Raw genomic sequence first — 13,108 nt, forward strand, 5'->3', positions numbered from 1 at the left:
GGAGTATCATGGCGCAGAAGACGCAACTGCAGCAGTTCTACATCCCAGAAGAGCAGTCGATCTATCTGCTCAGCCATGACGATGCCAAGAAGCTCAAGGACTGGGTGGCGCTCTGCGCCGCCCAGCTTCGCCAACTGGGTTACCAGGACATCGAACTGATCGGCAAAGGCGCCTACGGCTTTGTATTCGCGGGCCGCCTGCCACACCAGGACAGCGCCGGCCCCGAACACGTCTTCAAATTCACCCGCATCAACCTTCCCCAACACCTGCAGGACCGCCTGGAAGATGAAGCTTATATCCTCGAGCAGGTCCGGCATCCGAGGGTGCCTCGCCTGGTTGCCTATCAACGAGCCCACAACCAACCCATCCTGGTGATGGAACGCGCGGCAGGCCTGAACCTGGAAGAGGTGTCCCTGCGGGAGGGCCGGCTGAAACCCAGACTGGTCATGCGGATTGCCGACCAGATTGCGGATATCCTGCGCAACCTGCGCCGCGAGAATGGCCCCTCGGGGCGCCCCATCGTGCACGGTGACATCAAACCCTCGAACCTGGTGTTTGACGCCAGCACCGAAAACATTGCCCTGATCGACTGGGGCTCGTCGGTGTTCGCCCAGCTGGACGCCAACCAGCAGTTCCTCACCACCAACGTGATGGAATTGATGTCCGATAACCTGCAACAGACCAACGCCCGGCTGGGGGATGTCTACTTCATCGGTGAGGAACAACTGAACGGTGGGCTGTCTTCCCCTCGCTTTGATGAACAGGGCGCTGCGGGCACACTGTATGCGCTGGCATCCGGCCAGTCTTGCCGGTTCGGGCACCAGGCCATTCCCGCCGCGTCCCTCGGGCTGCCGATGGAGTTCGCCCGCATGCTCGACGGAATGCTGTCCCCGGACCCACAGACCCGGCGAAAAGCCGGTGACTACTACCTGAACGAAATGTCGCGAATGGCACGCACGGTGATGATCGATCTCACGGAACCACCGCTGGCCCCCATGGTGCCGGTGTGGACCCGCGCCTCCGATCATGAAATCGACACGGTCGTTTACAGCTCCCGGAAGTCTTTCCTCCGCCAGGAAGGCGCCCCGGAAACCCTCAATGATGTGAACGATGTGCAGCTGGACCGCTACTATAAAAATTTCATGCAAGGCATGGGAGAAACCGAAAAAGCCTTCCTGGCCGCCGTCAGCCGACTGGGGCGGTATCCCGTCGAAGGAGGACTCGCCGTGCGCTGGGAAACCGATGGCGTTTATATCGACACGTCCCTGAACCTGCACGACCCGACACTGAAAACCGCGTTTATCCGCGCCGTCAACAACATGGTGTACCTGGCCCAGGCCATCTACCGCCAGGGGATTTTCAAGAGTTGCCTGTTCAACGCCCGCAACACCCTGCACATCGACCGCGCCGAACCCGACCAGCCTTTCGTGCCCGAGCCCGGCATGCAATTGAAATACGAAGTCAGTGCCGCGCCGGAGGTGGAAGACGAGTCACGGGTTCATTCCTACTTCGAAGACGGCCCCGACCCGGAGGAATTCCTGGTGCTGCCGCAAACCATCATCACCGCGCTGGAATCCCTCAACGACATCCACCACACCGGCATGATCATCTTCGAGGCCCTGCCCCGACACCTCAAGATCCACAGCCATTACCGCCTGCTGGACCCGGACCGGGAAAGTGAATTCAGCCGCCTGCTGGATGAGATACTGTCCGCGGTCGGCCAGATCACTGGTCTGGGCGTTTCCGGCTTTATGAAAATGCCCTACAAGGACACCCGCTTCTTCCCTCATATCGAACGGCTGCCGGAGCGTTACTACCCCAAAAACCCCCGGACAACGAATGGTTGATTCAAGGCCCTTGACTGAACTCTTTGATACCAACAGGGCTGGACAGAGAACACCATCACACGTAAGATTGCGCACTCGAAATTGACGCCAAAGCGTTAGATTTCATCCGCCCGTAGCTTTTATGCTGGGAGCGAAGCGAGACAGTACAGCTGAGTCATGCGCAGCATGACCTCTAGACTTCTCGAACAAAGTGTTAATCCGCCCGTAGCTCAGCTGGATAGAGCGTTGCCCTCCGGAGGCAAAGGTCTCAGGTTCGAATCCTGACGGGCGGGCCATTATCATGAAGGACTTGCGTGCAAACGCAGGTCCTTTTTTGTTGTCTGTACCTAAATGGTGCTCTGCCAGTGCCAATATTTCTGAATTGCTTGTCATCAGCGGCCGGACTGATTCGTCGTCTTGCCAGTTATTGTAAGCTCCACTCTTGCCTTTATTTTAATTGTTGCTATGGTTGGGATTCAGGACACATTGAGAGCAGCCATGTTTTCACGAAAGTATCTCTTGACCACCTTCCATTAGTAAGCGAGCACGGCACGCTCTGTGCTCGCAACCATTAAAGTTACTGAAAAATAACATAAACGATCTCCTCCGTTGGACTAGCGCTATTAGGTACATCGCCTGAAAGCATAGTAGTAACTAATACTGAGGGGGATTCAGGCCAAAGTTGCACAAGGCATTTTTCGGAACAACAACAATAAAAATAGATTAGGGAGGCTCCGCGACTGAGCCTCCCATTTTCTGCTCGTTTTCGAAAAATGCTCACCAAATAATTATTTGGAGGCTTTGATCTTCATGAACGTAATAGTTTTTTTGTTTCGAAAATATTTTTTTGGATTAATAAAAAAACAGCAGGCTACTGACGCGTTACGTTTTTTTATTGACTCTAACTACTGGAACATCAACGAACCGCTGCCCCACCCACATGAGCTTTCAGAACTCTTGGATTTTAACGAAGACATAACAATGCATGGACTCTGCCGCCTGATCGGCGCTGGCGTTATTTTTGAGGGCGAAGACGGACGACTGTACATCAGGACGAGCACCGAAGACACACACTGATATTTTCTTAGTATTTCTATGTCTGCAACCGGAACCACTAGAACCTTATGAGCACACGTCACCTTCACTTGATTAAATAAATAAAGAAGGTAGCCTATTGGCAAACCCGAAACATACTAAAGGTGATCAGATTGCATGAATAAAATGCCGACCAGTTTTTTTATAAAGCGCATATCGGCAGCGCTATTTATAACTGAGAGCATGGAAATGAGTAAGGAAAAACCGAAGAAACAGGCAAAAAAAACATTGAAAGAGAAAAGAAAAGATAAAAAACAAAAAAACGCCTGATTAGCAATAGGGGAAAGGATCAACCTTTCCCCTTCAATAACGGTTTTCCCGATCATATCATCTGCGTTTACTTATCGAACTCTCACACCTTATATAAATTTATCATTTTTCTGATCAGAGGTTTTATGAACATTGATGCTGGTTTTCTTGTGTCTTTAGATACTTTGGGAATCATGAGAAGAAAGTGTCGTCGCCTGATAAAAGCGATTATTCTTGGGGAGAATGAAATGGCAATGATTGGAAGCTGGGTCACGATTTTAGATTGTGCAGATTCCCAGCCTCATGAATTCCGTTTAGTGGAAGCTATTGGGCCAAGGGACGCTCATCCAAAAGACCTACCGATAGACTCATCTCTTGGACTCGCGCTGTTTGGTAGCAGGTCTGGCGACTACATAAAACTGAGCGTCGGCGGCGAGGAAAGCGGCATTGTTATTTTATCCATTAACAATGAAAAGTTGGAAGCGAACGCAACAATAGCGGCATTTGACAAATTTTAGCGTTCTAATGATTCCAGATCGCTTCGATTCAAATAACACCGAATGCCAACATCGCATCAGCCACCCGACAGAACCCTGTGGTGTTGGCACCAAACACATAATCTCCGGGCCTGCCATACTCCTCGGCCGTCTCGAAACAGGCTTGGTGGATTTCAATCATAATGTCTTTCAAGCGCTGTTCGCTGTAATCGAAGCTCCAGGAATCCCGGGAGGCGTTCTGCTGCATCTCCAGAGCGCTGGTTGCGACACCACCTGCATTGGCGGCTTTTGCCGGACCAAACAAGGTGCCAGCCTCACGGAACAACTTCACCGCTTCTGGGGTGCACGGCATATTGGCACCTTCGGCGACAGCCATGACGCCATTGCGAATCAACGCCATCGCGTCTGAGCTGGTCAGTTCGTTCTGAGTTGCGCACGGGAGGGCAACCTGACAGGGCAACGACCAAATAGACGCTCCCGCCACAAAATCACTGCCGTTCTGACGACGAGTTGCATAGTCGCTAATCCGACCACGTTCCGCTTCCTTGATCTGGCGAACCAAACCGACATCAATTCCGGCAGGGTCGTAGACGTAGCCCTCCGAGTCGGAGCAGGCGATAACCTTGCCACCGAACTGCCGGACCTTTTCCATCGCATAAATTGCGACGTTCCCGGAACCAGAGACCACCACCTCTTTGCCCTCCAGTTCCATTCCCTGAGCAGCCAGCATTTCCCGGACAAAATAAACGGTTCCGTATCCTGTCGCCTCCTTACGAACACGGGCTCCGCCCCAGCCCAACCCCTTCCCGGTCAACACACCGGATTCGTAGCGGTTGGTCAGGCGTTTGTATTGGCCGAACAGGAAGCCAATCTCTCTGGCTCCAACGCCTATATCGCCTGCTGGTACGTCGGTGTACTCACCAATATGTCGGTACAACTCGGTCATAAAGGACTGGCAAAACCGCATAATCTCATTGTCAGATCGTCCCTTGGGATCGAAATCCGAACCACCCTTACCCCCTCCGATTGGCATCCCGCTCAGAGAGTTTTTGAAGATCTGCTCGAAACCCAGGAATTTAACCACGCCCAGATTGACGGAGGGATGAAACCGCAAACCACCCTTAAACGGCCCAAGGGCCGAGTTGAACTCAACCCGAAAACCACGATTGATTTGCACCGTTCCTGAGTCATCCACCCAGGGAACCCGGAAAATGATCTGCCGCTCTGGTTCACAAATTCGCTCCAGCAGCTTTGCTTCCTTGTACTCCGGGTGCTTGGCGATTACCGGCGACAAAGACTCCAGAACTTCCAGAACAGCCTGGTGAAACTCTGGCTCCGCAGGGTTTCTCAGGACCACCTGCTCGTAAAGCGCTTCAAGGGTGTCTTTTTGATGCATGGGCCTTCCTTGTTTAGTTTACGTGAGTCACATGGATGATTTTCAGACTGAGCGTTTTCTTGCCAGCCAAGGGCCAATCAATACGATCACCTACTCGAAGCCCCAACAGGGCCGCACCTGCCGGAGCCAAGACGGATACATGCTCTTCATCTTCATCTGCCTCTGGCTGTCTCGGATAAACGAGCCTGAGCTTATACTCGGCGTCGTTCCCCTCATTTTTAAAATGGACCAAAGAATTCATGGTCACGGTGCCAGCAGGAAGGTTTTCGGTCTCAACCAGAGTGGCCCTATCAAGCTCCTGCAAGAGCGCTTCAGCTGTCGCGTTGCCATTTGGCTGTTTTTCCAACATGGCAGATAAGCGATCAAAATCATGGTCTAAGACATAAATAGCTGGACGTTCGGACATACCGACTCCTCTAAGCCTGGAATGCAATATTCAATTGGTGTGCTTGTTCAGGGGGGCTCGCCGAACTCGGCGATTAGTACGACGAATTCAGCGGAAATAGTGAAAAGCGGCAAGACACAACGCCCCCTCGGACAACATAGTCCGATGAAATTTAAGGGGTGCAGTGTTGGGAAAATTCATAGGTTTCTTACCCAGGAAAATGTCTTTCTCAGTCCCACAATAACCCAAACCCAAAATTAAGCAAACGGGTCCACTTCACTCTTCAATTTCACCAGCGATCCCAAGCGGCTCGCCAGTTCGCTTTTTGAAATGGACAGCAACATCTTTTAACGCCGCAAAGACTGTCTTGCTGTGAAGTCACGATCAATGGCCAACCTTAGCAACAGCGTGTGGGCTGGGGGAGGGACAGTCCTTCGGGACCAACAGGCTGATCGTAATGTACGTTCGTATGAACGGCGCCATCGAGCAGCACGGCAGATAGCGGATAAGGAGGTCGTGCGTTCTGGCGCTCGGCTTCGGAGAAGTTTATCTGATCCATGGCGACAACGAATTCTATGCGGTTGGCGATGGCCCTTTTGTCGCGGATGTTGAGACTTATTCAGAGTCTCCTTAGCATTGTTATTTAGCCCCCAAGTTTATAGACCAGAATTCGATCCGGTTGCCTTCCGGATCATGAATATGAATGACTCTTGCTCCCCAAGAATGATCTTTTATAGGTGGAGGGGAAAGGCCCGCCTCATTCAAGTATATATGTACAGTTTCGATATCACCTACTTCGAGTGCAATGGTTACTCCTTTACCCTCATTGCTATCAATTGAGGCTCTTGATTCATCTGCAATGCTTAAACGACACGCCTCATTTAATTTGAACTCAACAAACCAATTAAGAGACATCCTTACCTCAAACCCGATTTTATTTTTATAAAAGTCGACACATTCCTTCCACTTTCTACAATAAAAGATCGTGTTGGCTGTTTTTATATGCATTTTGCATCCTGATCTTCGGTGTAACCATAGCGATTTTGCTTAGCGACGCCCTGACAAGGACGTCAGATGAAGATCGCGGGCTAGGCCGGAGCGACCGACTGGCCACCACTTCACTCTAATCAATAAAAACTGAGTAAGTATTGAAGCTCCACAGCAGATAATTACCTTCACTTACCAGTATTCCATTAAACGGAAGATCGTAACTTAACTCGATAAAATCTTGCCGGATTATTTCACGTATCGAATATGAGTCCACCCCAAGAGAATTCGCTCCGAGAGAACCCGATCCATACAGATCGTGTGTGAATCTATATAATCCTTTCATATAAAATAAAATGGGGATCGCAACAGATAACCTTATGCCATTCACAGCCGGCTTAATTTCGCCTAACATACTGTCGAAAATGGCCTGCCTTGACCACTTTTCTGCCTCCTCTTTCGTGGCCAAAAACCATGCAGCATCATTCACCATCAACCTTTCTGAAAAGAGCCCCCCATTCCAAAGAGTAAGCCCGCTTACTGAACCTATTACGCAGTTTTCCATGAATGAAAAATTTGCAATATACATATTAACTTCCACCTATGCTTCGATAATTTTAAAGCGCAGGCATTACAGGTTATTGGATCTATTATTCTGCGCTACGCGAGTTTTTGGCGAGCATATTCAATCTCCGCTCCATATTTCTCAGGGCATTTAATCTCAACACATAGAACAGTTTAACGCCGGCCGCCCATAGCGGTATCGAAATATGAGCGATGATCTGACCCATTATCGAAAACCTCGATGCCCAAGGATAGGCCATGAGCACTGAAGCAAAAACTCCTAAAACAGAAATACTTAAACCCCAGCTCGATACAATTAGAAGACGTTTCACTCTTACCTCCTCAACAATAAATCAGATTCAACCCATTATATTTAAAAAACAAGGAGCAGAAAGGTTTGTTCTCCACAGGAGATGATCTAGGTACATTCCGGATAACTTTTGGGAATAACATTGTGTATTTTTTAGGTTGGCGCCACTGATTTGGTTCTCTCTCGAAACACCAGTGGTGGTTGCCCGCGATGAGGATTTTGTGCGTATGATTTTCTGACGGCCAAACCAGGCATCAAGCTGCTCCAGTTCCTCCAAAGTGCCGCGTCCCATCGTATCTCCGGCGTGTATCACGCACCTCCCCATCAGGATAGACTTCGCCAGTAATAGTTTGTTAATGAATTTCCTTTCGCTTGGTGTCCACGTGCCCTTTCGATGAATGCGCGTTGGACAACTACAAACTGCATTTAGATCGTCAATTGAGCCGGAATGGGACAATCACTAACTGGGAGGACGGATAAAATCAGCAAGGAGCTCGACAACGGAATCCGCCATATGGGCGCAACGGGCGCCATCAAATGGATAGACTGTTTCAAACCCACCCTGGATACGCGACTCCAGTAACAACTTAAGATGTCGTCTTGCGCGGAACAGGCGTGTTTTGACGGTCATAACGGTAATGCCGAGGTCCAGCGCAATGTCGGCCAACGCCATCCCTTCTGCCTCTCTGAGAACAAACACAACCCGAAGATGACTCGGCAGTTCGGATACTGCTGCCTCTAACCATTCCCGGAACTGTGCAACGCCGTGCTCGTTTTCGGGGGAACGTTGTCTGCTGCCTGGAAACGCTATGACTGATGCTTCCTGATGAAATTCTTCCGAGACCGAGTCGTATTCTTCGGTAGGCTGACGTTTTCTCAATCGCATTCGGGCAACATTTAACGCGATTTTAGTGGCCCAGGTTGAAAGCTTGGCATCCCCACGAAACTCTGCAATGCGGGAAAAGGCAATGAGGTAGGTTTCCTGGACGATCTCCTCGGCTTCGGCATCGTTATCCATAATGCCTCGGGCGATACGAAACAGACGCGGATTAAGCCTTCTGATCACCTCCCTTACAGCCGTTTCATGCCCCTGTTTTGCCAGTCTTACAAGCTCGTCTTCAGAGGTTTGCAAGCCAATGGTGGGCTTGGGCGATAGGGAGTCGACAGAAGTTTTCATAACGAGACCTTGTCAGCTTTCATTAACAATATCGCGGATCGAAGGGAATTGAGTCGCTACATGTCCACTCACTCCGCCCGCACGCAGAGCGGAACTATCCCAATCCACCATTTCAGGCGTTCCAACGACGATCCGCCCAACCATAGCCGCCATTTCATGCGGCACGCAGTAATAGTCATAAACACCAGGAATCGTCAGCGTCAGACTGAATTTCTGGTTCGGAAGCAAATGGCCACTACCGAACGGTTTGGCAGCCTTTGGCATCCGCCGCACCCGATCAAAATACTCAGGGTGATACGCCGTCACCGTGTGAGAATTCCCAGGATCCTGATTGACGAAGGTAATTGTTGTGCCCGGATCTACCGCAATCCCCTTCGGATCAAACCAAACCCTTTCACCTCTGGGTGTACCTTGCATCTTGATAACAACCTGGCTTTCGCCAGCAGCCTCAGTCACACCACTACTCAGAAGTAATAGCGAGCCCGACAACTTCAGTAATCTACGCCTTGAACAGTTCATAGCCAGATACCCGGCGGGCAGTCCAATCGGTATTTGAGAAACGTCTTACTGATCAGATGCTCTTATTTCAAAAAGGTTACGCGACAAACGTACAAATATTTTGAATTCCTATGGTCATCAACGGCCTCTATTCGCAAAACAAGGGGCGTAAGTTTCAGCACCCAGGCTGAGCCAGGGTTGGTCTTGCATGCTTTTCCCGTTTTATTCAAACCCAAGTAAGCGTTCTGCCTGCGATCCCAACCCAGTTCAGCCGTGTTATGCCATAGGCCCTCCTTGTGCTCTCAGATAACCAAAAGGGAGACAACTCGTCGCCTATTTGGCCAACCGATCTTTGGCGCCCTTGTCGTGGAATAGCACGACGTGAGCATGCGGACTTTCCACGCCGGGATGCCCTGCGTTGTAGTAGATGTCAACAGCCGTCACTTCATGAGATCCGATCGCTAGGTCATCGTAAGCGACACCGTTCTTCAATTCCTCAAGGGGCGTCATGTAGACGGTAGCCGACAACTTTCCATCGTGGTCATAGCTCAAGAATGGACCAGCGGGCAAAGTGTCCGGATCAACAAAAAGTGTCCCCAGGCCCGGCAGAAATGCAGGCAGCGGCAACACCTCGCTCACCTGCACATACGGTCCCTCCGGCGGCATCTGGGCAACCTTGTCTTCGTCATGGGCCAACGCGCCTGCTGCCAGACTCATACCCAACAAACCGATCAGTAACTTTTTCATAGCCATTCCTCGTTTGTGATTAATTAATGTGGCAATGAACCAGATGCAGCTCTGACGAAAAGGTTTCAGGCTTTTTTGTCGGTAGTGTCATCACGGCAATGCATTAAAGTGCCACCCACCGTCCGAAAACTTTCGGTAACCTTTTCCAATTTCCCGCATCTGTCGCTTTAGCCAGCCCTGAATAATCGGGGTTTGGGTGTATTTACGTGCGCCGTTACCGGCCTAACGAAGGAAACGGGATATGAACAGCAATAAGAAACACCTACAGACAGTAGGCGCCCTGGTGGGGGCAATTTGCATCGCAACATTGGTTGGGTGCAGTGACGGAAGTTCGCCTCCTTTCGCTGTGCAAAGCGTCAGCCCGGCAGCCGAGGGTGAACTGATTCCAGTTAATACCCAGGTTGCGATCACCTTTAACCGCTCACTTGATAGCACTACTTTTTCGGCCGCCGAGGTTCGCCTTGAATGTGACGAATCCGAGGTAACGTTTGCCGATGTCAGCTTCCAGAACAACGCGAGGACCGTTTTTTTGACCCCGGATACTCTCCTTCCCGAGAACAAGGACTGCGAAGTACAGATCGCTGCGGAAGTAAAGGATGTGTCCAATAACACGCTTGGAAAGGTCTTTGGATGGACGTTTGGGACAACGGCACGCCCGGAAACTCTTGCGCTCGGAAAAGAGATATTCCGCTATGACACATTTGGAGATGAACGTTTCTGGACGGACGTGCTGGAAATGCACGATGTTATTCAGTCAGCCGTTGATCCGGTCACAGCCCTTTCTGTGGGACTAAAAGTAGATGCGGAAGCACTTCCTGAAGCTGTAGTTAATGGAATCGCACAGGGAACCATTAATCTGGAGTCACCTGCGACCACCGTTGCATTACTCAAGCTGGATGCGGTAGTCGGTGTCAAAGGCACCGTGGAGGAGGTAAACGGCGTGGATACGCTCACCAGTGTCGGTGTGACCTGCGCGTTGTGCCATTCGACCGTGGACAATTCCTTTGCCCCGGGCATTGGCAAACGACTTGACGGATGGGCCAACCGTGACCTGAACCCGGGTGCCATTATCGCCTTGTCGCCTGCACTTACTCCCGCACAAAAAGACATCTACAACTCCTGGGGGCCAGGGATGTACGACGCCAGGTTCAATCAGGACGGTATCAGCAGTCCGCATGTCATCACGCCTGCGTTTGGTCTGAACGGTATCGAAAAGACAACATCAACCGGAGACGGCAACGATATCGCCTATTGGAACCGATACGTCGCTGTCACCCAGATGGGTGGGGAAGGTTCCTTTTACGAACCCAGAACCGGGGTTGATGTAACCAACGGCACAGAAGATCTTGTAACGGATAAGCTCCCGGCGCTACAGGCTTATCAACTGTCGCTGCTCTCGCCAGAACCTCCCGAAGGTTCATTTGATCCTACAGCAGCAGCCCGTGGAGAAGAGCTGTTCAATGGCCAGGCACAGTGCTCTTCCTGCCATAGCGGGCCCAAGTTCACAGACGCGAATAGTCGTTTGCATGATCCATCGGATGTTGTGAGTGAACCGGAGCCTGACGGAGCTCCGGGGTACGCATCTCGAAGTGCAACCAAGATGTACCGCACAGCTCCGCTGGAAGGCATCTGGCAACACCCGCCCTATTTCCATAACGGAATGGCTGCAACGCTTGCGGATGTCGTCACGCTCTACAACGACCGAAAAGCCCTTGGTCTCGATGAGGATCAACAGAGTGACCTCGTCGAATATTTGAAGTCGTTGTAATGACCTGAAAGCTGCTAGGCGGTTGGCTCTCTATAACCACAATGAATGGAGAACTGGGACAGTGTCTTGATCACTGCCCAGGCCTCACATCTCAATTTGGTGCCCCCCCCCCAAAAAAAACGTGACGCCAACGATGAAAGTACCCAATGATCAGATCACTAGCGGGCTTATTACATCTGTTTCTCCAAGACCAACTGAGCTTTATCGGTTTGTCGCACGCGGCACTAGCCGTCGGACCACTCTTGATTGTTCAGGCCCTAACCGGTCTCGCCATGATGTTGTCTACCCTCATTTCGGGCGTAAACGGCGAGCTCATTCTTGAGAACGCTGGGGGTTTCGGGGTTTTGTTGCCGATTTTCGACTGCTACCTCTGGTGACCTCGCGGAAGGGGGGGCTCTCCAGCTTTGTACCGAGGGAAGTCCAGCAAACGGGTGCAGCTTTGAACTATTCAGTTTCACCAGCGACACCAGACGGCTCGCCAGTTAGCTTTTTGAAATGGATAACAACATCTTTTACTACCGATAATGTGAACATCCCGGTTTTAGTTGCCCAACGATTTTTTCTCGCAAATTCTCGGTCGACCCCCTCTCCGCCAATCTCTATCAACTCCTGGCCCGCGCTGCATCGCCAGCGTCACGCCTTGCTGATGTAACAGTGCCCGCTGCCGCCCTTCGACGCGATATCTCTAGCGGGCTATAAATCCAATATCAGCGTACGTAATTCCACGCAGCCAACTGGCTTGCAAAGCTCTGGTCATCGATCTATATTTAAAATGTATTTTTAATATATGTTTATGAGGTGATGCATGGACAAGGTACTTGGGTTTGCCAATACGGCATTGCTGGTAGCCGTCCTGGCGCTGATTGTGACGGTGCTAGTTTCTTATCCGTTCGCGGACCATCTGAGCCTGCAGGCTCAAATCGCGGCTCATATCGGCACGCTGATTTTCGCTACGCTGGTGAAGCTGTCCTATATTCTGCGGCTGATTTCCCTGAAAGCGTTGGGAAGACCCGTACACTAGCGACCGCTAGCCAGCGGGCTGGGGTATCCTGTACGCCTCTGACGCTACGATGTGGCTTTTGGCGGGATGGGGTATATTCTTCTGCGGTCCGCTCTTTTTCCTCCTTACCCGACCGCCTTGCTAGTCGTTACCCATCAGGAGTAGTTACATGCACATCACTCGGTACACCGATTATTCGCTGCGGGTATTGATCTACCTCGCCCTTCAGCAGGAGCGGCTGGTCACCATCCAGCAAATCGCCGACAGTTACGACATCTCCAAGAACCATCTGATGAAAGTGGTGCACCAACTGACACTGAAGGGCTATATCGAGAGCGTTCGTGGCAAGAATGGTGGTCTGCGTCTGCACCGCAGACCGGAGGACATCAATATCGGCGTGTTGGTGCGTGAAACCGAGCAGGACATGAACCTGGTGGAGTGCTTTTCCAGCGACAACCAGTGCTGTATCACTCCGGTGTGTGGGCTGAAGAACATCCTGGCAGAGGCTCTGCGAGCATTCCTTAACACCCTGGATCAGTATACCCTGGCGGATATCCTAACCGAACGGCAAAAACCACAGTTGTTACGTTTATTGCAGATTGCTTGAAT

At 51.1% G+C, this 13,108-nt stretch carries 15 protein-coding genes and 1 tRNA gene; 9 read left to right on the top strand and 7 right to left on the bottom strand.

The genetic code is table 11. From position 1 onward, the window contains the following. Positions 1–8: 8 nt before the first annotated feature. The 5 genes from SIC19_RS07465 (at position 9) to SIC19_RS07485 (ending at position 3,688) form a co-directional block, all read left to right on the top strand. On the top strand, positions 9–1,847 hold the full coding sequence (locus tag SIC19_RS07465; RefSeq protein WP_036202912.1) for a protein kinase domain-containing protein: 1,839 nt from the start codon (positions 9–11) through the stop codon (positions 1,845–1,847). A gap of 198 nt (positions 1,848–2,045) precedes the next feature. Then, positions 2,046–2,122, top strand: a tRNA-Arg gene (locus SIC19_RS07470). A gap of 514 nt (positions 2,123–2,636) precedes the next feature. Next, a complete protein-coding gene (locus SIC19_RS07475) occupies positions 2,637–2,903 on the top strand; it encodes a hypothetical protein (RefSeq protein ID WP_127402251.1) in 267 nt (88 codons plus the stop codon). A 135-nt stretch (positions 2,904–3,038) separates the two neighbouring features. Further along, positions 3,039–3,191 (top strand): hypothetical protein, encoded by a 153-nt coding sequence (locus SIC19_RS07480; protein ID WP_156105452.1) that lies wholly within the window; start codon positions 3,039–3,041, stop codon positions 3,189–3,191. 125 nt (positions 3,192–3,316) lie between these two features. Further along, positions 3,317–3,688, top strand: a complete 372-nt coding sequence (locus tag SIC19_RS07485; RefSeq protein WP_127402252.1) for a GreA/GreB family elongation factor — start codon at positions 3,317–3,319, stop codon at positions 3,686–3,688. A gap of 28 nt (positions 3,689–3,716) precedes the next feature. Here the strand turns inward: SIC19_RS07485 and gdhA are convergent, their stop codons facing one another. The 4 genes from gdhA to SIC19_RS07505 form a co-directional block, all read right to left on the bottom strand. Beyond that, positions 3,717–5,063, bottom strand: coding sequence for an NADP-specific glutamate dehydrogenase (gdhA, locus tag SIC19_RS07490; protein WP_289601069.1), 1,347 nt, complete (start codon positions 5,061–5,063; stop codon positions 3,717–3,719). A 13-nt stretch (positions 5,064–5,076) separates the two neighbouring features. Continuing rightward, a complete protein-coding gene (gene rnk, locus SIC19_RS07495) occupies positions 5,077–5,469 on the bottom strand; it encodes a nucleoside diphosphate kinase regulator (RefSeq protein WP_127402254.1) in 393 nt (130 codons plus the stop codon). Positions 5,470–6,087: 618 nt separating this feature from the next. Then, the gene (locus SIC19_RS07500; protein ID WP_075196083.1) at positions 6,088–6,456 is read right to left on the bottom strand and encodes a VOC family protein; all 369 of its coding nucleotides are present in this window, start codon (positions 6,454–6,456) and stop codon (positions 6,088–6,090) included. A 115-nt stretch (positions 6,457–6,571) separates the two neighbouring features. Next, positions 6,572–7,024, bottom strand: a complete 453-nt coding sequence (locus SIC19_RS07505; RefSeq protein WP_075196084.1) for a hypothetical protein — start codon at positions 7,022–7,024, stop codon at positions 6,572–6,574. Positions 7,025–7,257: 233 nt separating this feature from the next. Between SIC19_RS07505 and SIC19_RS07510 the strand changes: the two genes are divergently transcribed. Continuing rightward, on the top strand, positions 7,258–7,416 hold the full coding sequence (locus SIC19_RS07510) for a hypothetical protein (RefSeq protein ID WP_164732082.1): 159 nt from the start codon (positions 7,258–7,260) through the stop codon (positions 7,414–7,416). Positions 7,417–7,769: 353 nt separating this feature from the next. On the opposite strand, the gene SIC19_RS07515 is transcribed toward SIC19_RS07510, so the two are convergent. The 3 genes from SIC19_RS07515 to SIC19_RS07525 form a co-directional block, all read right to left on the bottom strand. Then, positions 7,770–8,486, bottom strand: a complete 717-nt coding sequence (locus SIC19_RS07515; RefSeq protein ID WP_075196086.1) for an RNA polymerase sigma factor — start codon at positions 8,484–8,486, stop codon at positions 7,770–7,772. 12 nt (positions 8,487–8,498) lie between these two features. Then, complete coding sequence (locus SIC19_RS07520) at positions 8,499–8,942, bottom strand: plastocyanin/azurin family copper-binding protein (RefSeq protein WP_206512136.1); 444 nt, start codon at positions 8,940–8,942, stop codon at positions 8,499–8,501. A gap of 375 nt (positions 8,943–9,317) precedes the next feature. Next, entirely contained in the window at positions 9,318–9,731 is a 414-nt protein-coding gene (locus tag SIC19_RS07525) for a hypothetical protein (RefSeq protein WP_075196088.1), read from the bottom strand. Positions 9,732–9,972: 241 nt separating this feature from the next. Between SIC19_RS07525 and SIC19_RS07530 the strand changes: the two genes are divergently transcribed. From SIC19_RS07530 to SIC19_RS07540, 3 genes are all read left to right on the top strand, one after another. Then, entirely contained in the window at positions 9,973–11,499 is a 1,527-nt protein-coding gene (locus SIC19_RS07530) for an Ig-like domain-containing protein (protein WP_127402257.1), read from the top strand. A gap of 805 nt (positions 11,500–12,304) precedes the next feature. After that, positions 12,305–12,520 carry a hypothetical protein gene (locus SIC19_RS07535; protein WP_036202898.1) on the top strand — a complete coding sequence of 72 codons (216 nt, stop codon included), beginning with the start codon at positions 12,305–12,307 and terminating at the stop codon, positions 12,518–12,520. A gap of 148 nt (positions 12,521–12,668) precedes the next feature. Further along, positions 12,669–13,106, top strand: coding sequence for an RrF2 family transcriptional regulator (locus SIC19_RS07540; RefSeq protein WP_075195307.1), 438 nt, complete (start codon positions 12,669–12,671; stop codon positions 13,104–13,106). Positions 13,107–13,108 lie beyond the last annotated feature (2 nt).

The sequence above is a fragment of the Marinobacter sp. MIT930201 genome (assembly GCF_047122665.1).
Taxonomy (GTDB): Bacteria; Pseudomonadota; Gammaproteobacteria; order Pseudomonadales; family Oleiphilaceae; genus Marinobacter; species Marinobacter salarius.